General features: G+C 34.7%; 25 protein-coding genes. 23 read left to right on the top strand and 2 right to left on the bottom strand.

The window, feature by feature from the left end; translation table 11 throughout:
- Positions 1-73: 73 nt before the first annotated feature.
- The 3 genes from QZQ55_RS02065 to QZQ55_RS02055 all read left to right on the top strand — a co-directional run bounded on the left by QZQ55_RS02065 (position 74) and on the right by QZQ55_RS02055 (position 1,916).
- On the top strand, positions 74-568 hold the full coding sequence (locus QZQ55_RS02065) for a hypothetical protein (protein WP_295089294.1): 495 nt from the start codon (positions 74-76) through the stop codon (positions 566-568).
- 315 nt (positions 569-883) lie between these two features.
- Complete coding sequence (locus QZQ55_RS02060; RefSeq protein WP_295089291.1) at positions 884-1,060, top strand: hypothetical protein; 177 nt, start codon at positions 884-886, stop codon at positions 1,058-1,060.
- A 187-nt stretch (positions 1,061-1,247) separates the two neighbouring features.
- Positions 1,248-1,916, top strand: coding sequence for a hypothetical protein (locus QZQ55_RS02055; RefSeq protein WP_295089288.1), 669 nt, complete (start codon positions 1,248-1,250; stop codon positions 1,914-1,916).
- Positions 1,917-1,944: 28 nt separating this feature from the next.
- Here the strand turns inward: QZQ55_RS02055 and QZQ55_RS02050 are convergent, their stop codons facing one another.
- Complete coding sequence (locus QZQ55_RS02050; protein WP_295089285.1) at positions 1,945-2,865, bottom strand: alpha/beta hydrolase; 921 nt, start codon at positions 2,863-2,865, stop codon at positions 1,945-1,947.
- A 189-nt stretch (positions 2,866-3,054) separates the two neighbouring features.
- On the opposite strand from QZQ55_RS02050, the gene QZQ55_RS02045 reads away from it, so the two are divergent.
- Genes QZQ55_RS02045 through QZQ55_RS01980 form a run of 14 tightly spaced genes read left to right on the top strand, consistent with a single transcriptional unit; the run spans position 3,055 to position 13,123 of the window.
- A complete protein-coding gene (locus tag QZQ55_RS02045; RefSeq protein WP_295089283.1) occupies positions 3,055-3,675 on the top strand; it encodes an L-threonylcarbamoyladenylate synthase in 621 nt (206 codons plus the stop codon).
- Positions 3,653-4,093, top strand: a complete 441-nt coding sequence (gene rpiB, locus QZQ55_RS02040) for a ribose 5-phosphate isomerase B (RefSeq protein WP_006506955.1) — start codon at positions 3,653-3,655, stop codon at positions 4,091-4,093. The genes QZQ55_RS02045 and rpiB overlap by 23 nt, the downstream gene beginning before the upstream one ends.
- Before the next feature lie 5 nt (positions 4,094-4,098).
- Positions 4,099-5,334, top strand: a complete 1,236-nt coding sequence (gene glyA / locus QZQ55_RS02035) for a serine hydroxymethyltransferase (RefSeq protein WP_295089280.1) — start codon at positions 4,099-4,101, stop codon at positions 5,332-5,334.
- 11 nt (positions 5,335-5,345) lie between these two features.
- On the top strand, positions 5,346-5,966 hold the full coding sequence (gene upp, locus QZQ55_RS02030) for a uracil phosphoribosyltransferase (protein WP_270397808.1): 621 nt from the start codon (positions 5,346-5,348) through the stop codon (positions 5,964-5,966).
- Complete coding sequence (locus tag QZQ55_RS02025) at positions 5,966-6,340, top strand: hypothetical protein (protein WP_295089277.1); 375 nt, start codon at positions 5,966-5,968, stop codon at positions 6,338-6,340. The genes upp and QZQ55_RS02025 overlap by 1 nt, the downstream gene beginning before the upstream one ends.
- Entirely contained in the window at positions 6,340-7,005 is a 666-nt protein-coding gene (locus QZQ55_RS02020) for a F0F1 ATP synthase subunit A (protein ID WP_221711489.1), read from the top strand. The genes QZQ55_RS02025 and QZQ55_RS02020 overlap by 1 nt, the downstream gene beginning before the upstream one ends.
- A gap of 32 nt (positions 7,006-7,037) precedes the next feature.
- Entirely contained in the window at positions 7,038-7,265 is a 228-nt protein-coding gene (gene atpE, locus QZQ55_RS02015; protein ID WP_006506960.1) for an ATP synthase F0 subunit C, read from the top strand.
- A 25-nt stretch (positions 7,266-7,290) separates the two neighbouring features.
- Positions 7,291-7,791, top strand: a complete 501-nt coding sequence (atpF, locus tag QZQ55_RS02010; RefSeq protein WP_006506961.1) for a F0F1 ATP synthase subunit B — start codon at positions 7,291-7,293, stop codon at positions 7,789-7,791.
- The gene (locus QZQ55_RS02005; protein WP_187011872.1) at positions 7,791-8,327 is read left to right on the top strand and encodes a F0F1 ATP synthase subunit delta; all 537 of its coding nucleotides are present in this window, start codon (positions 7,791-7,793) and stop codon (positions 8,325-8,327) included. The genes atpF and QZQ55_RS02005 overlap by 1 nt, the downstream gene beginning before the upstream one ends.
- Positions 8,328-8,336: 9 nt before the next feature.
- Positions 8,337-9,863 carry a F0F1 ATP synthase subunit alpha gene (atpA, locus tag QZQ55_RS02000; protein WP_221711488.1) on the top strand — a complete coding sequence of 509 codons (1,527 nt, stop codon included), beginning with the start codon at positions 8,337-8,339 and terminating at the stop codon, positions 9,861-9,863.
- A gap of 2 nt (positions 9,864-9,865) precedes the next feature.
- Positions 9,866-10,720, top strand: a complete 855-nt coding sequence (gene atpG, locus QZQ55_RS01995) for an ATP synthase F1 subunit gamma (protein WP_221711487.1) — start codon at positions 9,866-9,868, stop codon at positions 10,718-10,720.
- Between the two features lie 14 nt (positions 10,721-10,734).
- Positions 10,735-12,135, top strand: a complete 1,401-nt coding sequence (atpD, locus tag QZQ55_RS01990; protein WP_295089275.1) for a F0F1 ATP synthase subunit beta — start codon at positions 10,735-10,737, stop codon at positions 12,133-12,135.
- A complete protein-coding gene (gene atpC, locus QZQ55_RS01985) occupies positions 12,128-12,532 on the top strand; it encodes an ATP synthase F1 subunit epsilon (protein ID WP_295089273.1) in 405 nt (134 codons plus the stop codon). Before atpD ends, atpC begins: the two co-directional genes overlap by 8 nt.
- Positions 12,533-12,571: 39 nt before the next feature.
- The gene (locus QZQ55_RS01980; protein ID WP_295089270.1) at positions 12,572-13,123 is read left to right on the top strand and encodes a M15 family metallopeptidase; all 552 of its coding nucleotides are present in this window, start codon (positions 12,572-12,574) and stop codon (positions 13,121-13,123) included.
- On the opposite strand, the gene QZQ55_RS01975 is transcribed toward QZQ55_RS01980, so the two are convergent.
- Positions 13,120-13,605, bottom strand: a complete 486-nt coding sequence (locus QZQ55_RS01975) for a VanZ family protein (protein ID WP_295089267.1) — start codon at positions 13,603-13,605, stop codon at positions 13,120-13,122. The genes QZQ55_RS01980 and QZQ55_RS01975 overlap by 4 nt on opposite strands.
- Before the next feature lie 269 nt (positions 13,606-13,874).
- On the opposite strand from QZQ55_RS01975, the gene QZQ55_RS01970 reads away from it, so the two are divergent.
- From QZQ55_RS01970 to QZQ55_RS01945, 6 genes are all read left to right on the top strand, one after another.
- Positions 13,875-14,027: a hypothetical protein gene (locus QZQ55_RS01970; RefSeq protein WP_295089264.1), complete on the top strand. Its 153-nt coding sequence runs from the start codon at positions 13,875-13,877 to the stop codon at positions 14,025-14,027.
- A gap of 560 nt (positions 14,028-14,587) precedes the next feature.
- Entirely contained in the window at positions 14,588-15,502 is a 915-nt protein-coding gene (locus QZQ55_RS01965) for a CdaR family transcriptional regulator (RefSeq protein WP_295089261.1), read from the top strand.
- Between the two features lie 256 nt (positions 15,503-15,758).
- Positions 15,759-23,504 carry a Cna B-type domain-containing protein gene (locus tag QZQ55_RS01960; protein ID WP_295089258.1) on the top strand — a complete coding sequence of 2,582 codons (7,746 nt, stop codon included), beginning with the start codon at positions 15,759-15,761 and terminating at the stop codon, positions 23,502-23,504.
- A 29-nt stretch (positions 23,505-23,533) separates the two neighbouring features.
- Positions 23,534-25,099: a SpaH/EbpB family LPXTG-anchored major pilin gene (locus tag QZQ55_RS01955; protein WP_295089256.1), complete on the top strand. Its 1,566-nt coding sequence runs from the start codon at positions 23,534-23,536 to the stop codon at positions 25,097-25,099.
- Positions 25,100-25,183: 84 nt separating this feature from the next.
- Positions 25,184-26,041 (top strand): class C sortase, encoded by an 858-nt coding sequence (locus QZQ55_RS01950; protein ID WP_295089253.1) that lies wholly within the window; start codon positions 25,184-25,186, stop codon positions 26,039-26,041.
- A gap of 1 nt (position 26,042) precedes the next feature.
- The gene (locus QZQ55_RS01945; RefSeq protein WP_295089250.1) at positions 26,043-26,711 is read left to right on the top strand and encodes a pilin N-terminal domain-containing protein; all 669 of its coding nucleotides are present in this window, start codon (positions 26,043-26,045) and stop codon (positions 26,709-26,711) included.
- The last annotated feature ends 66 nt before the right edge of the window (positions 26,712-26,777 follow it).

The raw sequence follows: 26,777 nt of genomic DNA, 5'->3' as shown, positions 1-26,777 counted from the left end.
ACGATTAAATCGAAAATGTGATTTAATCGTCCTTTTTAGGTACACTATATAATTTGGCGCTTACGATCAAAATTTGAAACAACTTAAAAGTATTCCTCTTACCCAATATGGAGATAATATTTGTAAGTACTATGCAGATAAAGATACGTTATATTTTTCATTTAATAATGAAAATAAATATATTGGTCAATTAAACATGAATACAGATGAATTAAAAATCATTGATATGCCTTATAGCTATGCTGATAATATTTATGTAAATGATGGAAAAATCTATGTTTCTTTCTATAATCTTGTTTCAAATGAAGGCAATAAGATTTGTGTTTTTGATCAAGATACGCATCAATTAGAAAAAACATATACCTTGAAGCATCATCTTGATATGATTGATTTTAATGGTTCTCATGCTTATATTCTATCTCGTAATGAGCATGATAAATACAGTGTTAATATCTACGATTATAAGAGTGACTTTAAACAAGTGAAAAGAATAAGTCTGCCAAAGAAAAAAACTTATAATTATCTTATTTATTATTCAACCCTTTTTATCAATCCTAGTCTTAAATAATCCACGTTGACAAACTAAATGAGCTCCGCGTCAATAGCGGAGCCTGTCTTTCTAATACTTTCTTACAACAAGTTGTTATTGCAATCATGTTAGACATGATTTTATATTTTCACTTTATTAGGTAAATCGTTGGCATATGGTAGTATGTCCAGAATTGTTGTATTAATTATTATGTTCCAGTTAATCATTTTATCGGTATTGTTTTGTGTGCTCTACAATAAAATACAGATGGGAAATAGAGAAAAAATAGAATTGATAAAAAAACTTCTTAGAAAGTTAATCACTCATTATGCATAGAAGTGGAAGTGAAAAATTATGAAAAAGAAAGATTTAATTCGTATTGTATGTAAAAATATTGTGTTTGCTATTTGTATTGTGATTATTAATTTAGTAATGAATGAAACAATGACAGTATGTATAGTTGAGACAGTATTAGTAGTAGGCATTTCGCTTATATCTGACATAATACAGTTAAGAAATAAAACACAATGATACTTTGGAAACATGCTTCTTTGAGGCAGTTTTTTCAATAAGTAATAGCTTTTATTGTTGAATTTTCACAATATTTTCATTACAGTTCAAATATCTTATGAATATAATTATAATATATTGTATAAGGTTGTTGATGCAAGAAGCCCATTACCTTTAGGTGATGGGTAGTTCACGAGAGGAAAATTATATGGAAAAACAAATGAAATGTAGTCATTGTGGGCAGTTTTTTACTACTATTCCAGATAGAAATAGCTTTGGAGAAGTATGTCTATGTAATACCTGCTTACAACAAGTACCTAATCTCACAATCACATCAACTAAACTGAAAAGTACTCATCTTTCTACAAAGCAACTAGATGAAGCTATTCAGGCAATTGATCAACAGTTAGATAAAGGTCATTTTTCTCAAGATATCAAAGAAGGAATTCATGCATATTTTGAGAAGTATTATAAACAACGTCAAAGTATGGATAAACAAAAAGAAATCAACTCAAAACTAGATCAAATCATAGAAAAAAATACTTCTAATGATTCGATGACGGAAGATAAGTTCACAGAATTATTAGAAGAAAGAAATAACGATTATAACTTAGATTCTATCTTAGAATGTAATGATCTTTATGAATATGATGTAGTTACTGTTCATGATTCTCATGGTAGGACAGATACAAATAATTTAAAGAAGACATTAATAAGATATAGTGTACAGGGCTGGAGACTAAAGACAGCTTTCACAAATGAAATAGGCAGTAATATGGTAGGTGGTGCTATTGTAGGTGTTGGTATAGGAAGCAATAGTACAAGTGATGAAGTTGTGCTTATTTTTGAAAGAAAAATAAGAAATGCAAAGAAATAAGAATAGACCGAGCAAGTTGCTCGGTCTATTAGTCTACATATTTCTCTAAGAAATGAGTAATATTGTTTTGAACAAGTTTCTTCTCTTTATGATAAGATTCGCCATGTGCGGCATCATTCACAATAAGTAATTTCTTTTCTGCCTGACAGGCATTATAGAGTTCTAATGCCATGTAAGTAGGCACAAAGTGATCCTGGTTACCATGTATAAATAATGTAGGTGTTTTAGACTTCTTGACTTGATTGACTGCACTGGCTTGTTTGAAGTTATACCCTACTGTCTTTTTAGATAATAATGTAGCACTAGGAAGTAATAAGAATGGTGGACATCCTTTATTCTTTAAGTAGTATTTGAATTCATCATAAGCACTTGTATAGCTGCAATCAGCGACAATAGCTTTCACATTATCAGATAATTCTTCACCACTTACCATAAGGACTGTTGCTCCACCCATGGATATACCATGTAAGACAATGCTCATAGGTTCATTATGGAAGTACTCTTCCATTTTTTTAATCCATTCTAATATATCTAAACGGTCCAACCATCCAAAACCAATATAATGTCCTTCTGACTGTCCATGTGCTCTATTATCTGGAAGAAGGATATTATAACCAAGTTCATGATAGAAACGAATATAATATGCAAACTCACGATAATGGTAAGAATGGAATCCATGAACACAGATCACTAATTTATTAGAATCAGGATAAGGAAGGAACTGCCCTTCTAGCTTTAATCCATCATAAGAAGTGATTTCCATATCTATAAATGTCTGATGATCTAGCCATTGTTTATCATCTTCACTCATTGGATGTTTTAATCCTACTTTTTCTTTTTTACGTCTTGTACATACTTTTTCTATCGCAATGCGCCCTGCTGCAAGATAAGTGGCAGATGCCGCAGTTGCTGCGCCTATTGTACCAATAATTACGTTTTTCTTTTTCACGACAAAATGCCCCCTTTTATTCATTATATAAGATAATCTATGAAGAATTCATGTACAAACGATTAAGTTTGCATAAATAATTGACAGATAGGTGAATTTGTAAGTAGAAAAGGGTATGTTGGAAAGCGATAAATATATGTTTTTAAGAAAGTTTTTGTGTTAGAATAATACCGATATGAGGTGATTTTAATGACACAGGTTATAGAACCAGAACAGATGGATTTATTAGTGAGTGCAGTAAGAGATGGGAAGATTGTTGCATTTCCTACGGAAACTGTTTATGGCGTTGCCTGCTTATTCGATGATTTGAAGGGTCTTGATAGAATTATGGAAATCAAGAAACGTAACCCGAATAAAGCAGTGACTCTTATGTTGTCAAAAAAAGATGATGTAAAGAAGTATGGCTTAGTAGACGAGGGTACCCAGAGAGTGATTGATAAGTTTATGCCAGGTAGAATGACAATCGTATTAAAAAGACTGGATAGTGTGGATCCTAGACATGTTAGTGGTAAAGATACCATAGGTGTGAGAATCCCAGACAGTTCTTTCGTTTTGTCACTCATTGATCAGACAGGGCCTTTATCAGTAACAAGTGCCAATTTATCTGGTCAAGGGAATACGACAAACGAAAAAGAAGTACTTGCACAGCTTGATGGACAGATTGATATGGTTGTCAGAGGACAGACTGCTTCGGCAACTGCATCTACAGTCGTGGATTTAAGTCAAGGTGATGTGAGAATACTAAGAGAAGGTTTAATTACCAAAGAAGAAATCGAGGAGGTATATTATGAAAATTGCAGTCGCTTGTGATCATGGTGGATTACGTTTAAAGAATGTTCTTATTGATGAAATGAAGAAACAGGGTTATGAAGTTGTAGACTATGGTACTTATACTGAAGACTCTTGTGATTATCCTGATTATGCATCTAAGGCAGCTAAAGCTGTTGCATCAGGAGAATGTGAGAAAGGTGTCGTTGTTTGTGGAACAGGCATCGGTGTATCAATTACATGTAATAAGGTAGATGGTATCCGCTGCGCATTATGTCATGATGTATTTAGTGCGAAAGCGACAAGAGCTCATAATGATACTAACATGATTGCAATGGGACAGAGAGTTATTGGAGAAGGACTCGCTGTTGAGATTCTTAATGCATGGCTTCATACTGATTTTGAAGGTGGAAGACATGTTAAGAGAATTGAAAAAATGATGGCTTTAGAAAAGGAGTAAGTATTATGAGAGATACAGAAGTATTTGCGAGTGTTGAGCGAGAATTGAATAGACAAAGAAACAATATTGAATTGATCGCTTCCGAAAACTTTGTATCTAAAGAAATTATGGAGCTTGTGGGCTCAGTTTTAACAAATAAATATGCTGAAGGATATCCAGCTAAGAGATATTATGGTGGATGTCAGTTTGTGGATGAAGTAGAAACATTGGCACAGGAAAGACTTAAAAAGTTATTTGGCTGTGAGTATGCAAATGTTCAGCCTCATTCTGGCGCACAGGCGAATACAGCTGTTTATTTTGCTTTATTACAGCCAGGTGATAAAGTACTAGGTATGTCTTTAAATGATGGTGGGCATTTAACTCATGGACATCCATTAAACTACTCTGGTAAGACTTATGAATTCCATGCTTATGGTGTTGATAAGGAAACAGAAAGAATCGATTATGATGAATATAAGAGATTGTGTGAAGAAATCAAACCTAAGTTAGTTGTTGCAGGGGCAAGTGCTTATGCAAGAACTATTGATTTCAAATTCATGGCTGAAGTAGCACATAGCGTTGGTGCTATTTTCATGGTAGATATGGCACATATCGCTGGTTTAGTTGCTGCAGGAGATCATCCATCTCCATTCCCTTATGCAGATATCGTGACTACTACAACTCATAAGACTTTAAGAGGTCCTAGAGGTGGTGTCATCATGTGTAAGGAAAAGTATGCAAAGGATATTGATAGAGCTGTTTTCCCTGGTATGCAGGGTGGACCTCTTATGCATATTATTGCTGCTAAAGCGGCTTGCTTCTATGAAGCATTACAGCCTGAATTCAAGGAATATAGTCATCAAATCATTAAGAATGCGAAAGCTTTAGAAGAATCTTTAAAGGAAGAAGGATTCCGTCTTGTAACGGGTGGTACTGATAATCACCTATTACTTATTGATGTAAAGAGCAGCTGTGGTATTACAGGTAAGAAGGCTCAGAGATTACTTGATGAAATTAATATTACAGCTAATAAGAATGCGATTCCTTTCGATACAGAAAAACCTTTCAAGGCTTCTGGAATCCGTGTTGGTACACCAGCAATGACCACAAAAGGATTCAAGGAAGATGACTTCCGAGAAGTTGGAAAGATTATTGCCTATCGTTTAAAGAATGAAGAAACGGATGAAGTAAAGAATGAATGTCTTGCAAGAGTAAAGAAGTTAACTGATAAAGTGACTATGTATGACGATATTAAATACTAGGAGGCCATAAGATGGTTAAAGTACTCAATCATGCATTAATTAAACATAAGCTCTCAATTATGAGAGAAGAAAAGACATCAAACTATATTTTTAAGCAGAATCTTGATGAAATCGCAATGTTGATGGCTTATGAAGTCACAAAAGATTATCCTTTAAAAGAAAAGGAAATTGAAACACCTATTTGTAAGACAACTGGTTATGAACTAGACAAGGATATTATTCTTGTACCTATCTTACGTGCTGGTGTGGGTCTTGTTGATGGCTTCAGAAGAATCATGCCAACTGCGAAAGTAGGTCATATTGGTATGTATAGAGATGAAGAAACATTGATTCCTCATGAATATTATGCTAAATTTCCTAAGGGATTAGAGAGCGCAAAGGTGATTGTTCTTGATCCTATGCTTGCTACTGGTGGTTCAGCTGATATGGCTATCCAGAATATTAAAGATCGTGGTGCTAAGGATATTGAACTTGTCTGCCTTGTAGGTGCACCTGAAGGTGTGAAATACATTGAAGAACATCATCCAGATGTAAAGCTTACTTTAGCTGCATTAGATGAAAAGTTGAATGACAAGGGATATATTGTACCAGGTTTAGGAGATGCGGGAGACCGCTTGTTTGGTACTAATTAATGGGTTTTGATGAATATGAAGTAAGAAGAACTTCTGTTAAAGTATTTCTTGCAGGATTGATTCCTGTGGTTATACTTTCCATCATTCTTCATTCAATCAGCTACTGCTTAGGGTTTGTATTAGGTTATCTCATTGATTTATTAATCTTACAGATTAATATGAAGATGACTGATACAATACTTTCCATCCAAACTGCAGGTAAGACAATTGCGGTTATGTTATTTATGGCTAAATTGTTTATTTTTGCAGTAGGTTTTGCGATAGCTGGATTCTTTCCAGAAATAGTAAATATGTATACTGTATTTCTGGGCTATCTAGTAGTAAAGATTTCTATTTATATACATGCATATGGAGAAAGGAGGCGTATGAGATAATGAAAATCACTATTCAGCCAGAACTGATATCATCATTGATTGTGACTGTGATACTTTCTATTTTCTTTGTTTATGCAGGTAAAAAAATAAGAGAAGCAGATCCAACTAAGAGACCAAAAGGTGTGGTTCTTGTCGTTGAAACCGCCATTAAGATGGTTTATGATTACATGGGCACAATTATGCCTAAGAAATATGCGAAGAACTACTATCCTTATTTCTCTATGTTATTTGCATGGCTGTTGGTATCTAACTTATTTGGATTAACAGGTTTTGATGCGCCAACTACTAACTACTCAATCACGTTATCCTTAACATTAATTACATGGGTATTAATTCAGATTAATGCGATTAAGTATCAGGGTGTTGGCAGTTATATTAAGGGAACTTTGATTCCCCCAACAAACCTATTTGGTTTGGTTTCACCATTGATTTCTATATCAATGCGTATTTTCTGTAACTTATTGAGTGGTACATTTATTATGGCCTTAGTATATCAGGCAACATCATTCTTAAGTTACAAGTTGATTCCATTCAACTTTTTAGGACCAGTGGTAGCACCACTATTACATTGTTATTTCGATGTATTCTCTGGATGTGTACAAGCACTGGTATTCGTTACACTATCTTCAATTCTGATTTCTAATGAAAATCCAGATGAAGAATAAATGAAAAAAATGTCAATAGGAGGAAATTGATTATGACAAGAGGTTTAATTGCAATCGCTGCTGGTATTGCAGTACTTGCAGGTTTAGGTACAGGTATTGGTGAAGGTTTAGTTGCCGCTCATGCAGTATCTGCAATTGGAAGAAATCCTGAGGCTGAAAGCAAGATCCGTACTACTATGATCTTAGGTATCGCCTTAACAGAAACAGTAGCCCTCTATGGTTTACTTATTTCTTTCATCTTATTATTCGTATTCAAATAAAAAATAGTTTAAGGAGGAAAAAACTATGCCAGATATAGCCGCAAAGTTATTTCCAAACCCTACCACTATGATTGTTCAGTTATGTTCCACTGCAATCATGCTTCTTCTGTTCAAGAAATATTTATGGAATTATGTATTAGAATTCTTCCAGAAGAGAGCTGATTTTATAGAAGGTAATATCAATGATGCGAAGGCTAAGAATGAAAAAGCATCTGAATATCTTCTAGAAAGTGAAAAGCAGGCTAAAGAAGCTGCAAAACAGTATAAAGAAATCATAGATCAGGCTAAGGAAGATGCCGTAAAGGCTAAGAGTAAAATCATGGATGAAGCTAACAAGCAGGCTCAAGAAAAGATTGAACAGGCTCGCCATGAAATTGAATCTGAAAAGCTTGCAGCACAGGATGAAATGAAGAAAGAAATTGTGGATGTTGCTGTTGAAGTGGCTACTAAAGTCATGGATCAGAATATGAATACTGAAGCCAATAAAGCTTTAGTAGATGATTTCGTAAAACAGGTTGTTAACTAATGGATGCAAATGTTGCAGAACGTTATGCTGAAAGCTTATATCAGTTAGCGTTAGAAGATCATGCGCTAGAAGATTATCTAGCAGACATGAAACTAGTTGATACAGTTTTAGAAAGTAATCCAGAATTTGAAAAATTCTTCTCTCATGTGCTTGTAGATGATGAAGCAAAGTGTGCATTACTTGATAAAGGTTTTGGCACTTCAGTAAATCATTATGTATTGAATTTTCTTAAACTGCTTGTAAAGAAAAGAAGAACAAGATATATTGCGCCTATTACAAAAAGCTTTATTAAGATGAGTAATAAGCATCTTGGTATCGAGGAAGGCGTTATCTTCACACCTTTCGCATTAAGCGATGAACAGGTTAAGGCAATTGAAGAAGCGATTTCTCAGAAAGAAAACAAAACAATCACTTTAAGAACTGTTGAAGATAAGACACTTATTGGTGGTGTTAAGGTTCAGATTGAGAACCGTGTCTATGATGGCTCATTAAAGAACAAAGTCAGCAAGCTCAAGACTGAGCTGTTGAGAAAGTAGGTGACGCAAGTGGCATTAAGACCCGATGAAATCAGTGCTTTAATCAAAGAGCAGATTAAGCATTATGATGATGTCATGGAACAGAAAGACGTCGGAACAGTTATGACTGTTGGTGACGGTGTCAGTGTTGTTCATGGTTTAGACAATGCAATGCTAGGTGAATTGATCCTTTTCCCAGGTGATGTTTATGGTATGGTCATGAACCTAGATGAAGATAGTGTTGGTGTTACTTTATTAGGTAATGCGGACGAAATTAAAGAAGGCGACGAAGTAAGACGTACAGGTAAGATTATTGAAGTACCTGTAGGTGATGCGATGCTTGGTCGTGTCGTTAACCCTTTAGGACAGCCTATTGATGGTCAGGGTGAAATTATCACTACAAAGACTAGACCAATCGAAAGAGTAGCTCCTGGTGTTATGACAAGAAAATCAGTAGATCAGCCAGTACAGACTGGTATCACTACTATTGATGCAATTATTCCAGTTGGTAGAGGTCAGCGTGAGTTAATCATCGGTGACAGACAGACTGGTAAAACAGCTATCGCTGTTGATACAATCATCAACCAGAAAGGTCAGGATATGTACTGTATCTATGTTGCAATTGGTCAGAAGAATTCTACCGTTGCACAGGTTGTTGAAAAATTAAAGAGAGCAGGCGCAATGGATTATACTGTTGTTGTTTCTGCATCAGCTTCTGAACTTGCTCCAGTTCAGTATATTGCTCCTTATGCAGGTTGTGCTATTGCTGAAGAATGGCTTGACCAGGGGAAGGATGTATTAATCGTTTATGATGATTTAAGTAAGCATGCCGTAGCTTATCGTACAGTGTCTCTATTATTAAAGAGACCACCAGGACGTGAAGCTTATCCAGGTGATGTATTCTACTTACATTCAAGACTATTAGAAAGATCTTGTCGTTTAAATGAAGAAAATGGCGGAGGTTCTATCACTGCCCTTCCAATCATTGAAACACAGGCAGGTGATATCTCAGCATATATCCCTACTAACGTTATTTCTATTACTGATGGTCAGATCTTCTTACAGCAGGAATTATTCAATGCTGGTTTCAGACCTGCCATTGATACAGGTTTATCTGTATCACGTGTAGGTTCTACAGCACAGATCAAGGCTATGAAGCAGGTTTCTAGAAACTTGAAGTATGAATTAGCACAGTATGAAGAAATGCAGTCATTCGCACAGTTTGGTTCTGACTTAGATGCAGCAACTAAGAATGCGATTGAACATGGTGAACGTGTACGTGAAGTATTAAAACAGGCACAGTATGCACCAAGAGATGTTATTGATCAGATCATTACTCTATTTGCACTTGAAAATGGATTCGTTAAGAATGTTAAAGTGGAAAAGGTACAGGAATACATGGATGGTTTAGTAGAGAAGTTTGCTGTTGCACATAGTGATCTTCTTGATGAAATCAGAGAAAAGAAAGTATTATCTGATGAATTAACTGCTAAGTTGAAGGAAGCTGTTAAGGCTTATACAACTCAGTTCGAAAACTTACAGAAAGCTGAGGCTTAATTATGGCTGGGCAGATGCAAGCCATCAAGCGTCGTATCAAATCAATTGAATCTACTAAGAAAATCACAAGAGCTATGGAACTTGTTGCCAGCTCTAAGCTTTCTAAGACTAGAAATCAGTTGAATGACATGAAGCCTTATTATACACAGGTAAAAGATACTTGTGCACAGATCTTATCTTCTGCAGGAAATGATATTGATTCTCCTTATTTAGTATTAAATGATAAGGGTGAAGATGTTTATATCGTTATCACTTCTACTTTAGGATTATGTGGTGGATATAACTCTAATATCTTTAAGCAAGTTGAAGCATCAGTCAATGATGCCAAGAAGATTATTGCGATTGGTAATAAAGGCTTAAATCAGTTTAAGAAACATTTTAAAGGTGAAGTAGATGGTACTTATGCAGACCTTAATACGACCCTTGATTTTAGAAGTGTTGTAAGATTAGTTGCCTCACTTCTAGAAGGCTATAAGAAAAAAGAAATTAAGTCTATTCATATCGTATATACAGAATATGTGAATGACTTAACTTTCGTACCTAGAGATGTGACTCTTCTTCCACTTAAGGCAGAAGATCTTGTCTCTGATAAGAAATTCCATAAGGATACATTGTTTGAACCAAGTCCTGAATCAGTTCTTGGAAGCTTAATTCCGATGTATTTACAGGCTGTTATCTATGGTTACTTGATTGAATCAGTGACTGCAGAAAATGCGTCTAGAAGAACATCTATGAAGAACGCAACAGACAATGCGAATGAATTAACAGATGAGTTGTTATTAAAATACAACCAGGCACGTCAGAGCGCGATTACAAGTGAAGTGAGTGAAATCGTTGCTGGTGCCAATGCACAATAAGAAGGAGGTGCCATATGTCTTTGAATGTTGGTAAGATTATCAAGGCTCAGGGTCCAGTTGTCGATGTACAGTTCGCTGCTGATAAAGATCTTCCAGATCTAAATACAGCCATCACAATTGATAACCATGGTGAAGAGTTAACTGTAGAAGTTGCTCAGCATATTGGTGATGATATTGTAAGATGTATCGCAATGGGTCCTACTGATGGTCTAACAAGAGGTATGGATGCTGTGGATACTAATGCGCCTATTAGTGTTCCAGTAGGTAATAAAACACTTGGTAGAATGTTCAACGTATTAGGACATTCTATTGATGGTAAAGATGAATTGACTGAAGAAAAACATATGCCAATTCATAGATCAGCACCTACATTTGCTGATCAGAGAACAGAAACTGAAATTCTTGAAACAGGTATTAAAGTCGTTGACTTAATTTGTCCATTCATTAAGGGTGGTAAGATTGGATTGTTTGGTGGTGCCGGTGTAGGTAAGACAGTTCTTATCCAGGAATTCATCAACAACATCGCTACTGAACATAACGGTTTATCAGTATTCGCCGGTGTTGGTGAACGTTCTCGTGAAGGTAATGATTTATACTATGAAATGAAAGAAAGTGGTGTATTAGATAAGACAACACTTGTGTTTGGTCAGATGAATGAACCACCTGGATCAAGACTTAGAGTTGCATTATCAGCACTTACTATGGCGGAATATTTCCGTGATGAACAGGGACAGGATGTCTTACTATTCATCGATAATATCTTCCGTTTCACTCAGGCTGGTTCAGAAGTATCTGCCCTACTTGGACGTGTTCCATCTCAGGCAGGTTACCAGCCAACTCTTGCAACTGAAATGGGTCAGTTACAGGAACGTATTACTTCAACTAAACAGGGTTCTATTACATCTGTACAGGCTGTTTATGTACCTGCTGATGATATGACTGACCCTGCTCCAGCAACTACATTCACACACCTTGATGCAAGAGTTGTACTTGATCGTAGCATTGCAGCATTAGGTATTTACCCTGCAGTAGATCCATTAAACTCTTCTTCTAGAGGTCTTGATCCAAACGTTGTTGGTAAAGAACATTATGAAGTGGCTCATGGAGTAACTCAGATGTTACAGAAATATCAGGAATTACAGGATATCATCGCAATTCTTGGTATGGATGAATTGAGTGAAGAAGATAAACTTATCGTTGCACGTGCAAGAAGAATTAGAAACTTCTTATCACAGCCATTTACTGTTGCTGAACAGTTCACAGGTTTAGATGGTAAGTATGTACATGTTGATGATACAGTAAAAGGATTTAAAGAAATTCTAGAAGGCAAATATGACGATTTACCAGAGCAGGCTTTCCATAATGTAGGTACTATTGAAGAAGCAGTAAAGAAAGCTGAATCTTTAAGTGAGTAAATTTCATTTACATATCGTTACTCCTAAAGGTACCTACAAGGATGTAGACGTAGATATTCTGAACATTAGAACAACTGATGGTCAGATGGGTATACTTGCTCACCATATGCCATTGGCGAGTGGTGTGGAAATCGCCGAAATGAATTATAGGATTGATAAAGACAGATATGAATTTGCTGTTGGTGGTGGATTTGTTTATGTAGATGGTGATAATACTGTTACACTTATTGTGAATGATATTGAATCACCAGAAGAAATCGACCTACGTAGAGCTGAAGAAGCAAAAGCAAGAGCTGAAGAGAGATTAAAATCTAAGGATTCAAATATCGATTATCAGCGTGCTGAAATAGCTTTAAAGAAGGCTATTACACGTATTCATGTCAAAAACAATTACTAAGATCCAGGGTTATTCCCTGGATTTTTCTTTGGAGATATTATGAAGAGTGATTATGTAAGAGTTAAGGATTATATTCCTGATATATATGAGGAACTGCGTTATGCTACAGAATGTAATTTTACTCATACAAAAGTCTATGATTTTGATGAAGCGTATTTAAGAAGAGGTACTACATTTAAACTCAAGAAGGTTCAGAAAGAGTTAAAAGAAATAGGTTATAGCTTAAAAATCTGGGATGCATATAGACCATTTACTGCACAGCAGTATTTCTGGGAATTGATTCATGATGATGAATTTGTAGCGGATCCGACTAATGGTCCTAAGACACATAATTTTGGAAATGTAGTAGATGTAACTCTTGTAAAGAGTGATGGAAGTGAGATAGATATGCCTACAGAATTTGATAATTTTACATCTAAGGCAAGTAGAGATTATTCGTGGTTAACGGGAAGTCCTCTTAAACATGTTCTATTATTAGAGGAAACAATGGAAAAATATGGCTTTATTGGATATGATGGCGAATGGTGGCATTATACAGATGAAGACTCCTATGACTATATAGACTTCAAGCCAAACAAAAAACACGGCTAGCGCTGTGTTTTTTTGATTATGGTATAAATAATAATTGTAAGTAATATCCCAATACAAGCCCCTGTAGAATCTATCATAACATCTCTAAAACTTGCACTACGTCCTCCTACAAAGAACTGATGCAATTCATCTGAACAGGCATAGAGGAAACTCACTAATAGAGCTATCAAGCATTTAAAGCGTAATGGATAAGTCTCATAAGTAAACATCAACAACATTGTAAGAATACTTAAAACGAAATATACAAACATATGTGCACATTTACGAATAATAAATTCTAAGAAGCTAAAAGCTTCTGTAGATAATGTATTGACTATATTATGTCCAGTCAATGTTTTAGATATATGTCCTATGAGATAGATGACTGATTGGGAAGAAGAGGAACTTTTAGGACCTGTTTGATTAGAAAAACAGAATATAACCCCCATCCAGATTATGATTAATAGAGTAAGTAGTATACGTAATTTCTTCTTTTTAGTCATAATGTTTCTCCCCTTTCTTGAGTTTATAATATACAACATCTGTGAAGAAAAGACAAATGATCCCTATAATTAAAAGAGTAGATTGTATTAAATAGGATTTGAACAAGTAGTATAAAGCACCAAATTATACTATAATTGTTATGATAAAGTACAAAAAACACATATTACATTACTTTTATATCGGACATGTGAAATAATTGACATTATCATCATATTACATATTTCTGATTCATGATGTAACAATCATATAATATGGAGGATTAATAACAGTGGGATATACAATTAAAGATTTTATAGAATCGAATCAATTTGAAGGATTAAAATTAATAAATCATGCTGGATTAGATAGAGAAATAACAGGTGCACAAATTATTTCGACGATTGATATTGAAAATTTGGCGGGGGGGGTCAGTTATTACTAACCTCTTTAAGGGTTTATGATGATTTTGATAAAAATACAGTAATCTACCATCTAGAAGAATTAAATAAGAAGAGAATCAGTGGATTTGTAGTAAAAAGAAGAAATGATACAGTTCATCAGAAGGAGTTATTTGAACTATTCATACACTTTTGCGATGAACACAGAATACCTGTATTAGAACTTCCACAGAATATTAGTTATTGGGTTGTTTTGAAATATGTATTATGTCATGCGTGCGATCTTGTTATTGCGAAGTATATATATAATAAAATAGTTCAAGATCAAATTAATCATTTTTTATTGCATGAAAGATATGCTGAACAAACAATAGAGACATTCTTTAAGAATTTAGAGACTATAGTAGGTAACCCTGTTTCTTTGTATGATGAAAATTTTCACTGTATCTATCCTTCTCCAGAAAACAATGACTTCATTATAGAAAAATATATACCTCATACTATAAGTGGACATGAGTATTTTTGTCAAAAAAGAGAATATGTGGAATATATCCAACAAATCAATATTCTTAATTATTATAATTATTATCTAGTGGTTACAGAAATGAATGAACCATTAGATGAATTAGACTTTGTTACATTGGATAATATAATTACAGCTTTATTTTATCTTTTAGCTCAGGATGTCACAAAGAGGGAACTGGAAATCAAATACTATCGAAATTTAAGTTATAGACTAATGAATGGTTCAATGTCTAATGCAGAAGAAGATGATGTCGCAAACTTACTTAATCTAAGTGTTAAAGATGAATATAGGGTTGTTACCTTATATTTAAAACCTGAGGATAGAAAAGAGAACTTCAGTATTACTCAGAAGAATGAGAGTAAGTATGTGGCAGAGGCATTGTATAGCTATTTTCCTGAAGAAAATGTTTATTATAGTGGGAATCTTGTCTTATACCTTTATAACGAAAAAGATTGGGAAGTAAAAAAAGTCTTTAGAAATATATTAAAAGAGATTCATAAGGATATACAAGACTCTCTAAATAAAAGAAATAAGAAGTTTGAACTTCTTATTGGGGTTGGAAAAAGTGTGAAGGGATATCATGGATTAAAAGATTCTTTCAAAGACTCTAAAGTAGCGCTAGAGTATATTGATTTAATTAGAGAAGTTATGGGTGATAGAAGTAAAGCTATTGTGGATTGTGCTAAATTAGGTTTCTTCCAGATATTTATCAATATTCATGATAAGGAAGAGTTAAGACAATATATACCTGATTCAGTCATTAAGCTAGATGAACAGGATAAAAAGAAAAATAGTGAGTTGATCAGTACTTTGGAATGTTATTTGAATAATAAACAGAGTATTAGAAAAACTTCAGAGTTGATGAATATTCATACTAGAACTGTTTCCTATCGTCTATCTAAGATTGTAGATCTCACAGATATAGATTTTGATAATATTCCGGAAATACTTGCAGTAAGAAATGGAATTGTAATACTTAAAATATTAGAATAGTTGTAATTAAAGATGAGTCACATATGTGGCTCATTATTTATTTTGTAATATTATTTGGTACACTTTGAACAAAAAACTGTTAAAAACTTTTCTCTTTTTGCACATTATATTTATAGTTTTAAAAAGCTATAATACAAAAGATTTAAAAAAAGTGTATATATAGAGAGAATATCCGCAATATGGGGCCTTTTAGAACAATTGTGACATGTTTTCTGAATAGTAAGTCAGAATTGATAAGAAGGGAAAAAGGTCTAGTATGAATAAAATTAAGATAATATTAAGCAACTGGGTATTGCTTATACTATGTGTTGCGCTGATATGCACGCAGGCAAATGCGGCAGGTATAGTTAACTTCAAATCACCAGATAATATACCTCAAGAGACAGTTTATGATAATAATACAAATACAACTGAAACAACTGAGAATATAGAGGTATATTACAAAAATAATAAGATCTGTATTTATAACTATGATCAGTTAAAACAGATTGGTTCAGATGCTTATGTTTATACAGGTGATAAAGATGGAACTATTGGTTCTGGAGAAGTAGTAAAGAATGAAGGAACTGAATTGAGATACACATCAGATGCTCAATATGTATTAATGAATGATATTGAAATGAGTACTGATTATGTCTGGACACTTCCAAATAACTTTACTGGAAGCATTACAGGTACTACTAGAGAAAGTACATCTCTTTATAATAAAGAAACAGATACAATTACTATTTATAACCCCTATCAGTTAATGGTTCTTGCACAGGATAATTCAGAAACAGAACCAGTCATGTCATTAGATTATGATGCACCACAGTTTGGTATGGGACAGATGATTTATCCTAATGGAGAGAATCAGCCTTACTTAACTTATAGTAAGTCACATAAGTATGTACTCTCTCAAAGCTTTGATTCTAGTAAGCCAGAGTTAGTGGAGAATCAGGTAAGAGAAAATGTAAGTACAGAAAATGCGGAAGGCCGTGATTTTAAGGGTCAGGTTGTTAAGACTATTGGGGATAAGACTTATATCCTGATTGGTAATGAAGCACAGTTAAGAAAGATAGGAACTGATGAGCAGGTATATGGCGCAGTTTATCAGGCTTATCTAGATGTTTTGACATGGAAAGTTGATAAGGGTAAAAACGGCCAACCTATTATGCTTTATGGTGGTGATGCCGATTTAAAGAAAGATCAAAATGGTGAAGCTAATTATACTTTTGGAGAAATAAAAAATACAGATAAAAGTTTAAGCAGTGAATCTAGTATGCATCAAAGAGGAAAATGTGGTGTTGATCAAACTACAGGAGAAATTAATCCTAATCTTGATATAGATAAAGTTGCAAATCAGAAGTATAGCGCTAATGCGAATTATATTATCTTCCGTGATATAAATCTAAGTAGTTCGAATTGGAAACCTCTTAACTTCCAAGGCACAATGGTTGGTGCTAAGAGTACTAACAATAAGATTTGGGATGCAGGTGCAAAGATAGAGAAACCAGTTATTTCTAATGTGAAGGTTGAACAAACAGAGAATCTCAATGTTGGCGAACAAATGGGTGTTGGTTTCTTCTCAACTATATCAAGTGAAGTAAGTGAGGATGATGTTGGTTTAAGTAAAGGGCTCGTACAGGTTTCAAATATCAAGTTTGATAATATGACAGTTCATACAACCACTACAACAACTTGGTATTCACATACTCTTATAAGTGATCTTACAAAGAGTTTAGGTAAACTACTTGGTGGACTTCTAAGTGGTCTAACATTTATCCTAACGTTTGGTCAGGTTAAGATTGATTTAGGAAAAACATTGGGTGATGTTCTTGATGCAAGAAAGAAAGACCCTACAGCACTTGCGACTGGTGCTATTGCAGGACGTGTAGAAGGTCATGTAGAGATTTCTAATATAGAAGTAAATAATGCAGATGTAAAAAACGTAAACAATAATACAGGTGGATTTGTTGGTTATGCAGTAGGTAAAACAGAGTATGATGGTTTATCAAAAGCACTTGGTGGGTTAGTAAAGTTACTTACAAATATATTAAATGTTATTCCTGGTCTAGGATTAGGTGATTTAATCACGATTCTTCTTGGAAATGCTATTCCAGTAAGTAAATTGATTCCTACTGGTTATATTAATGCGAAAATAAAGAATTGTTCTATTAATGGTTTAAGTATTTCTACTTCAAGTGAAAAAGATTATGCAGGTGGATTTGTTGGACAGCAGAAAGGCACAATTATAGAAGGTTGTAAAATCACAAATAGTGACTATACAATTAATGGAAAATCATTTGCGGGTGGTTTTGTAGGTTTAGCTCGTGATGATGTCATTGAAGGTACTCTTTCTGGGGCATTGGATATTGAGACAAAGCTTCCAAGAATGAATCCAGAAAGTTTGCTTCTAAATTGTTCGTTAAACAATGCGGTAGCTTCTGTTTCAGGTGAAAGTTATATTGGTGGTTTTGCCGGTGGATTGGCAAATGCTTCTACAGTTAATTGCAATATTAAATCAGATAAAGCACTTACTGTAAAGGCTTCTGGAAATTATGCTGGTGGTTTTGCTGGAATTGCATCACTTGGATGGGCTGCGGATTTAGGTAAAGATGACACAAAGAATAACTTACTTGGCGGTGTAGTTGATCTTGTTGTAAAACTTTTGAGTAGTAATCCTGGAGCAACTTCATCCTTACTTTCTCTTGCTGGCGTAAATCCATCACATATATTAGGATGCTCTGTAAATGCTTCACTGCAAGTTAGTGGTAAGGACTATGTTGGTGGTGTAACAGGCAGAGGTAATGGTGCATATATAGCACAATCGAATGCAGATAATTTACAGAAAATATCATATTGGAAAAATAATGTTTATGATGTTGGTTCTGTTCAAGTGATTGATAGCTCTTTAACGGGATTATCAAGTGTTACAGGAAATGATTATGTTGGTGGAATTGCTGGATCAATGGGTACGGCCAGTGTTGCCGGTTTATTAAATACAACGCTTGGCGTTGCATCTTATCTTGCGTTTACTGTAGATAATGTTCATGTAAATGGTGCAGAGAATGGATTTACTATTAAGGGAAATGAACGTGTTGCTGGTGGATTTGGAGATACGATTGGTGGTTCGATAACAACTGTTAGTATCAATAATTTAGCTTCTATAGAAGGTAATAACTTAGTAGGTGGTTTTATTGGTCTTTCTGGCCCTGGTGATTTGGCTGGAACAGATGGTGGATTAACTGTTAACCTGTTAGGTTTGAATTATTTATTGAAATTGAATAATTTACTTTCTTTAGGACAAGCAATTGAAGTAAAAATTAAGGATACATATGTAAGTGGAATTAAGGATGGGTTTACGGTCCACGCAAAGGGTAGTCGTGATTCTAATTCGGTTCGTGATTATAGTGCTTCTGGTTTTATCGCAAAAAGCGGAAGTACAAAAATAGAAAATTCGCATGTAACAAATCTAAAATCAGTGAAGGCTGCAGATGATGGCGGATATGCTTCAGGATTTGTTGGTATTTCAAAAACAGGTGGTCTAGCAGAAGTTGCTGATGACAATTCGATTAAATCATTAATAGAGACAAATGGTTTAGTAAATGCTGTAGGATATTTAATTCCTAAATATACAAATTGCACGGTTTCTTTTGTGAATGGTGGAAGTGTTACAGCAGATGTTGCTGGTGGTTTTGCAGCAGATTTTCAAAGTGGTACAGTTGATAACAGTTCACGAGGTAGTAATGATTATTATGCTGTATACAATTTAGATTCTGTGAATGGTCAAAGTTATGCAGGTGGTTTTGGAGGAAATGTTTATTCTGGAGCATTGGCTGATGCTAGTAAAGGTATTAGTATTCTAGGAAATATAGATGGGCTGAATATAAACATTGGAGAGTTGTTAAACTTAGTAAATGCATATGTTCCAACAATAGAATATGCAGGAGTTAAATCTGATAATGGATTTACGGTTACAGCTAATAAAATCAAATCGGATGATACGAATTCTAGTAGTGCTGGTGGCTTTATTGGTTATGGTAGTGGTGTTCAGGTAAGTTATTGTGATGTAACACATTTAAAACATACAAACGTAACACCTCCAGAAGATTTAGAAGCAACAAAAGCACCTACATATTTTAATAACGAGAGTCAATATGCAGTCACTGGATCAAGATATGCTGGTGGATATATTGGTTATATGGATATTGGTTCTGCAGCTTCAGTAGGTAAAGGATTAAGTGTTCTAGGTACCTCTATAGGAATTAATAATGTATTAGATGCATTAAATGTAGTTGTGTCTACTATTGAACATTCTCATGTTACTGGAAATCCTGGAGGATTTGCGGTTAAAGCATCTTATAAGAATACAGCTTCTGATGCATCTGAGAATGATGTATTGGGAGATGCAGGTGGATTTGCAGGAAAGATTTCTGGTGGACATATCCAGGATTCTAATGCGAATAACTTCTCTTATATTATTGGTCAGTTAACAGCTGGTGGTTATGTAGGAGACTTACAGCCAGGGAATATTGCGAATGTACTAGGTGATGCAAGTATCTTAAAAGGACTAGTAGATGTAGAGAGTGTACTTGCTTCTGTTGCAGAAGATTTTGTACCTACTATTAGAAATAGTTCTACTACATGTGTTCCTTGTGGTGGTGCAGTACGTGCACAGGCAGCTTCTACAACACAGGTACAAAGAGGTATGGCTGGTGGTTATGTAGGACATAACGAAGGTGGTCATATCTGGGGTAATAATACAAAGAAGTGGAAAGGTAAAGACTATACTGGACCAACAAGTACTTGTAAAGCAGTAAGAATTCGTTCTGTATATGGTGAAGTGATTGCAGGTGGATTTACAGGTTTAATGGAATCTGCAGATACTGCAAGTACTGGTAACTTATCTCTATTATGGGGATTAGTTAAAGTAGATAACATATTAGGTGCACTAAGAGTTGTTTATCCTACAGAAGAGAATACTGCTGTATATGGACCACTTGCTTTAATGGATTATGAAACATGGAATACATGGGTTGATTTCGTTGGTAAGTATGGTGGTTACGGAAGTGATCTTGCAGAGCATGGTAAGGTAACTAGCCAAGCAGAGTTAGATAAGATTATTCATAAATATGCTTATGGATATAATGTTGTAGCAGGTAGAGTGAATTATCGAGATGAGATTAAATTAGCCAATGGTGGTGCTGCAGGAGGCTATGTTGGCTCTATGCAGACAGGTACTATCACAAATGGTCAGGCTTATCAGACTAAGAAAGTAAAAGGATTAAGAACTGCAGGTGGCTTTGCAGGAGAAATGATCAATGGTGGTGCTGCAAATCTTGGTGGCGTGAATATTCTTGGTCTTAATCTTCAGTTAGGACGAATGATTGATGTACTGAATGTATTTGTACCAGTAATTAAGCAATCTTCAGTAGAAGGCTATCAGAGTGGATTAATGGTTGAATCTATAGGAATTAATGACAAGGATAACTGCGGTTATGCTGGTGGTTATGTAGGTAAACTCATTGGTGGACAGATATGGGGAGACAACACAGCACGTTGTCAGGTAAAGAAACTTAGACGAGTAGATGGTAGAAGCTATGTAGGTGGCTTCGTAGGAAGTTCTCGACCTGGTAGTGTAGCAACACTTAACCCTACTGCTGGTGAAGGATTACTAAGTAAACTTCTTAATAAACTACTTGATACCCCTTCAGACCTCATTAAAGTACTTAATGCGACAGTTGCAACAATCCGTTATGCAGACGTTGAATCCTGGGATGATTGGGGATTTATCGTAAATGGTGCTTATACAACAGGTAATAAGAATACCTCTTATGCGAAAACTGCAGGTGGTTTTGCAGGAATGCTGGAAGGTACAGTTCTTGGTGAAAAGGATAAATCTGAAACTGGTATTTCTGTAAAGAATATTCGTTCTGTTATTGCGGGTGAGTATGCTGGTGGATGTTTTGGTGTTGCAGATGTAGCCGGAGTTGCAAATATCAGTGCAGGAAATGAAACATCTCTATTAGATAAGCTATTAAAACTAGGAAGAACAGATGTATTAGATGCTTTTAGAAGTTATGTATATTACGGAAATATAATTGGAAGTAAGGATGCAGGACTAAGTGTTAGTGCCAATAAAGCAATTAAATCTGGACAGAACAATCAGGTTACATACAGTGGAACAGCCGGAGGCTTTGGTGGTTCACTTCTAAATGGCTCTATAAAGAATAGTACAGTCACACAATTAAGCAATGTAAGAGGCTTAAATAGTGTGGGTGGATTTGTTGGTTACTCTGGTAAGAGTGGTGTTGTGAAAGCTGATAAGATTGATGTCCTAGGAGATAATAAAGGACAGCTTCTTGGTGGTGCATTAGGTGTAATGGATATTTTTGGTTCTCATATTGATGATTGTAGTGTAAGTGGTACAAGTGATGGCTATACAGTACAGAGTCAAAATGGTGAGGAACAGATTGCAGGTGGATTTATTGGTTATGCAAACCTTGCAAGAATGTCTAATTGTACAGCAGGAAGTATTAGTGAACTAAATAATGGATTGAAGCAGGTTGCATCTGGTGGAACAGCAGGAGGATTTGCAGGTAGAACAAGCTTTGCATATCTTGCAGATCTAAAACTAGATTCTGGGCCAGTCAATGTCATATTTATGCTTGTTAATAAACTTATACAAGCACTTTATCTAGATAAAATACAAGATTCAAATCTTCTAAAGATCAATCTAGGAATTATAAAAGTAGAAGCGTTATATGAAGGAAATCTTCTTCATGTCAATATCCTAGGTTTAGATATATCTGTTGGTTTATCTAAGAAATCAATAGATAATAGCCAACAGTCAGATCTTGCGATTATTACTATTGGAGATTCATCTATTAAACTCCCATGTAATGAGAATGGTTTATTAAATGATAATGATGCAAAGTCAAATATCAGTGTCAGTCTTATTAAAGCAAACCGTACAAAGATTACTGATAGTAAAGTGTATGGTGTGAGCTATGGATATGATATTTATGCAGGTGGTGCTACTAACAACAATGATGGAACTTCCAATGATGGACGCAGTGGTGGTTTTGTAGGATTTAATGATGAAGGTTTATTAAAGAATAACGATATGTACTACTGTGACGTAGTCAGAGGTACTAAGAATCTTGTTGGGCCTTTTAGTGGTAAGAGTGAATTAGATTCAGTATATGAATTTAATACATTGGATAAGGTTGAAGGTGAAGGTAACAACTACCGTATTTATAGAAAGTTAGATAAGTCTCTTACAGAAATCAAAAACAATAGCCAGATATTAAATAGTAGTTATGAAAAGAATGGTGGATGGGATATTTATACAATCCAGCATATGATTACGGTTAAAGCTTTTGATAAATTAAAGAATGCTGTTCTGGCAAGCAAGAGTGACTCAGTAAAAGCAGATCTTAAAGCATATGAATCATCGTCCAAAGCAGTATTAATGGCTGATACAAAGACAACTCTAAATACTGGTGAAAGTGAGACACCAGAACCATCTGAGTCACAGGATCCATGCGATAAGCATGTTAAACTCACTATAAATAAAGTCTGGAAGGATTTCGATAACTTCGATAATAAACGACCAGAGAGTATTACGGTAACAATTTCTCGTACTTGGAAGGATGCGAATGGTAATAAGACAGAAACTGTTCCAGGTTATGAAAGTTACACAATAACAGGTTCTATCAAAAAATCAACATGGCAAGAAGTGATTAAAGGTCTTCCTGCTTATATTAAAGAAAGTGATGGAACTGTTTGTTATTATAAATATTCCGTAACAGAAGCGGAAATTAATGGTTATACGACAACAATAAATACATCAGAAGATGGATTTACGTTTACGATAACCAACAAGCATTTCCCATGTCTTCCAGGTACTGGAGGATCAGGAAACTACTTATATTACACGATAGCAATTCTGCTTTTCCTTGTTTATTTCGTTATGAGATACAGAAAGAATAAGGAAAATAAAGCAGAAAAACTATAAAGAGAAATGAAAAAAAAGGAGAAAAAGTTATGAAAAGTATTAAACGCATTATCGCATTGTTATTAACTGCGGTTATGACAATGACTATGTCCGTAACAGCATTTGCAGTAAATACTAACAACAACAGTCTTACTGTAAATGTGAAATCAACAACACCAACACAGGATCTGAAAGGTCAGACAATTAATCTGTACAAATTATTTGATCTTACTACATCAAAGTCTGGAGAAACAACAAACTATGCTTATACAGTGAACAAAGCAACAGGTTATAAAGATGCACTTAAAGCATCATTAGGAATTTCACTCACTGGAACAACTGACGAAGATTATGCAAAAGCTGTATTGGCTCTTAAAGATACAGAAGGTGCAGTACAGAAGTTTGCAAATGATTTTACAGCTAAAGCTTTAACAGGTAATTTAACAGCAACAGAAACTTCTGGAAAAATCACAGAAGCAAATAAAATATCTTATACATTTAGTAACTTAGCAGCTGGTTACTATCTTGTATATGTCACTGGTAGTAAAGAAATTCAATCTTCATTAGTTACAGTAGATGGAGAAACTACAGTAAGTTTAAAAACAGAAGCTCCAAGTATTACAAAAAAAGCTGATAAAGAAACTGTAAGTATTGGTCAGATAGTTAAATATACAGTTACAGGTTCAGTGCCAGATACAACTGGATATGCACAGTATGTTTACAAAATCCACGATGAATTATCAACAGGTCTTGATTTTGTGAAGAACGCTAATGGTGATGCTCTTGGCAATGCAACTGAATTAAACGTAACAGTTGCATTTAAAGAAGCAGGAGTTACAGCTGTAGGAACAACACCTACTACAGCAACACTTGATACAGCAAACAAGAGAAAAATGGCTCTTGACTTATCTGCATGGGTAAGAGCTAACCAGACAAACAAAGGTAAAGACTTCACAGTAACTTACTATGCTAAAGTAAACAAAGATGCCGTTGTAACAGAAAAGAACAAGGCTCAGTTAGAATATGGTAACAATCCAAGCGATACAACAACTACTACACCAAGTGAAGCAAAAACACCTACATACCCTCTTGATATCAACAAGTTTGCTAAAGGAGATAACAAGAAATTAGCTGGTGCTAAATTCAAGTTATATTTAAACAAAGAAGATGCTAATGTAGCTAACGATAACGCTATTAAGGTTTCAGCAGTTGCTGGTGAAGCAGGTAAATATGTAGTTGATCCAACTTCTACAAGCACTGAATTTGAATCAGTAGAAAGCATTACTGCTGCAGATGGCTACAACCTTCGTGTTAACGGTCTTGCTGCAGGAACTTACTACTTAGTAGAAACAGAAGCTCCAGCAGGTTACAACAAGTTGTCTGCTCCAATCGAAATTAAAATTGAAAAGAGCACAGATAGTAACGATGTAAATAAATGGACTATCTCAAAAGATGATACAGTAGAAAATGACAAAATCATCGATGTAGAAAACAGTACTGGTTCTATCCTTCCATCTACAGGTGGTATGGGTACTATCGCATTTGCTGTTGTTGCCGCAATTCTTGTATTCGGTGTTGCAGTAAGCTTCATCCGTGATAAAAAAAGAGAAAACTAAGAAATAGTTTTTAATGGAATAAGCGGTTATCTTTCTTAAAAGATAACCGCAATTCCAATTATTTATAATTATAGGGAGAATGAAATGAAGTGTATGAAGATTAAAATCACAAAAAATGATATTATTCGTTTATTTGTACTTTTGATTGCATTCTCCGTGTTGTTATATCCTAGTTTTAGTAGTTATTTGAATGAGAAGAATGGTTCTAAGGCTATCTCTTATTATGATAAAGAGAGTGTGGAACTCAGTAAGGCAGATAAGACAAGGATGTTAGAAGAAGCACGTGCATATAATAGAGAAATGTTAGGAAACATAGATCTTATAGATCCATTTTCACAGGAAGATACGAAGTTAGATGCACGTTATGAGAGTTTATTAAATGTAGACGGTTCTGGAATGATGGGATATATACGTATTCCTAAGATTCATATAGAACTACCTATTTATCATGGTACAAGTGAAACAGTCTTACAGGCAGGTGTTGGACATTTCTGGGGTACTTCTTTGCCTGTTGGAGGAGAGAGTACACATACTGTATTAACGGGTCATAGAGGGTTACCTACAAAAACATTATTCACAAATATGGATAAGCTAGAAGAAGGAGATATATTCTATATTAAGGTCTTAGATGAAACATTGGCTTATAAAATAGATCAAATACAAACAGTATTACCAGAAGAGACAAAGGGATTATCTATAGAACCTGGTAAAGATTATGCTACATTAGTGACATGTACACCTTATGCGATTAATACACATAGATTATTAGTGAGAGGACATCGTATACCATATCAAGAAGCTACAAAGAAAGTGCCTGATATAGATATTAAGCCAGAATTATTATTTACTTCTAAGATACTAATTATGACAGTAATTGTAATTCTGATTGGTTTAATTGCCGCAATTATTTACTGTATAAGGGATAAGAAAAGGAGGAACTAACATGAAGGTAAGAAATATTATTATGATTATGATTGTTTTTCTTATGAGTACGTTCATGAATGTTTCTACTATTCATGCAGATAGTGGTTCTAGAAAAGGAAGTATACAGATTGTATATAAGGGTAGAAATGAATTGAATAAGGAAGTGAATCTTTCAGGTGCTAAGTTTTCAATCTATCAGGTTCAATATATGAGTCATGATACATTGATATGGGAGGATAACTTTAAAGATTCACATACATCCTTAGTAGATACCAGTGCTCAGGCTAGAGAAAAACAAGCCAAACAATTATATGAATATGCACAAAAGAAAGGCATACCTTGTTTAACACAAGAAACAAACGCATTAGGACGTATGAGTTTTAGAAACCTAGATCAAGGTATTTACTTAATTGTCCAAAAGGGATATGTGGAAAGTGATAAAAGTCAGTTTGAGTCTGCCCCTTTTCTAGTAAGTATTCCTTCTCTTGTAGATGGAAGTGTAGAATATAGTGTAAAGGTTGAACCTAAAGCTGAATGGATAAAACCAGAACAGCCTAAACCTTCTAAACTCAATAAATTACATATAAAAACAGGTGATGATACAAATATATCTGTATGGGTTATAGCTGTAATAGAGAGTTTATGTATCATGGTATTGCTGTATAAGAATAAGGCTGATTCTCTATGAATCAGTTTTTTTAATGGAGAAGTTGAGTAAAATTTGATGATTCATAACACAAATGTTAGAATGGTA

Origin of the sequence: uncultured Catenibacterium sp. (genome assembly GCF_900540665.1) — a bacterium.
Taxonomy (GTDB): Bacteria; Bacillota_I; Bacilli_A; order Erysipelotrichales; family Coprobacillaceae; genus Catenibacterium.
The sequence above is the reverse complement of the archived record's forward strand: the minus strand, read 5'-3'. Positions and strand labels throughout refer to the sequence as shown.

Excerpts from the sequence above, each read along its gene's own strand:
- QZQ55_RS02060 (WP_295089291.1), top strand. The coding sequence starts at position 884 with ATGAAAAAGAAAGATTTAATTCGTATTGTATGTAAAAATATTGTGTTT.
- QZQ55_RS02055 (WP_295089288.1), top strand. The coding sequence starts at position 1,248 with ATGGAAAAACAAATGAAATGTAGTCATTGTGGGCAGTTTTTTACTACT.
- QZQ55_RS02045 (WP_295089283.1), top strand. The coding sequence starts at position 3,055 with ATGACACAGGTTATAGAACCAGAACAGATGGATTTATTAGTGAGTGCA.
- rpiB (WP_006506955.1), top strand. The coding sequence starts at position 3,653 with ATGAAAATTGCAGTCGCTTGTGATCATGGTGGATTACGTTTAAAGAAT.
- glyA (WP_295089280.1), top strand. The coding sequence starts at position 4,099 with ATGAGAGATACAGAAGTATTTGCGAGTGTTGAGCGAGAATTGAATAGA.
- upp (WP_270397808.1), top strand. The coding sequence starts at position 5,346 with ATGGTTAAAGTACTCAATCATGCATTAATTAAACATAAGCTCTCAATT.
- QZQ55_RS02025 (WP_295089277.1), top strand. The coding sequence starts at position 5,966 with ATGGGTTTTGATGAATATGAAGTAAGAAGAACTTCTGTTAAAGTATTT.
- QZQ55_RS02020 (WP_221711489.1), top strand. The coding sequence starts at position 6,340 with ATGAAAATCACTATTCAGCCAGAACTGATATCATCATTGATTGTGACT.
- atpE (WP_006506960.1), top strand. The coding sequence starts at position 7,038 with ATGACAAGAGGTTTAATTGCAATCGCTGCTGGTATTGCAGTACTTGCA.
- atpF (WP_006506961.1), top strand. The coding sequence starts at position 7,291 with ATGCCAGATATAGCCGCAAAGTTATTTCCAAACCCTACCACTATGATT.
- QZQ55_RS02005 (WP_187011872.1), top strand. The coding sequence starts at position 7,791 with ATGGATGCAAATGTTGCAGAACGTTATGCTGAAAGCTTATATCAGTTA.
- atpG (WP_221711487.1), top strand. The coding sequence starts at position 9,866 with ATGGCTGGGCAGATGCAAGCCATCAAGCGTCGTATCAAATCAATTGAA.
- atpD (WP_295089275.1), top strand. The coding sequence starts at position 10,735 with ATGTCTTTGAATGTTGGTAAGATTATCAAGGCTCAGGGTCCAGTTGTC.
- QZQ55_RS01980 (WP_295089270.1), top strand. The coding sequence starts at position 12,572 with ATGAAGAGTGATTATGTAAGAGTTAAGGATTATATTCCTGATATATAT.
- QZQ55_RS01975 (WP_295089267.1), bottom strand. The coding sequence starts at position 13,605 with ATGACTAAAAAGAAGAAATTACGTATACTACTTACTCTATTAATCATA.
- QZQ55_RS01965 (WP_295089261.1), top strand. The coding sequence starts at position 14,588 with ATGAATGAACCATTAGATGAATTAGACTTTGTTACATTGGATAATATA.
- QZQ55_RS01960 (WP_295089258.1), top strand. The coding sequence starts at position 15,759 with ATGAATAAAATTAAGATAATATTAAGCAACTGGGTATTGCTTATACTA.
- QZQ55_RS01955 (WP_295089256.1), top strand. The coding sequence starts at position 23,534 with ATGAAAAGTATTAAACGCATTATCGCATTGTTATTAACTGCGGTTATG.
- QZQ55_RS01950 (WP_295089253.1), top strand. The coding sequence starts at position 25,184 with ATGAAGTGTATGAAGATTAAAATCACAAAAAATGATATTATTCGTTTA.
- QZQ55_RS01945 (WP_295089250.1), top strand. The coding sequence starts at position 26,043 with ATGAAGGTAAGAAATATTATTATGATTATGATTGTTTTTCTTATGAGT.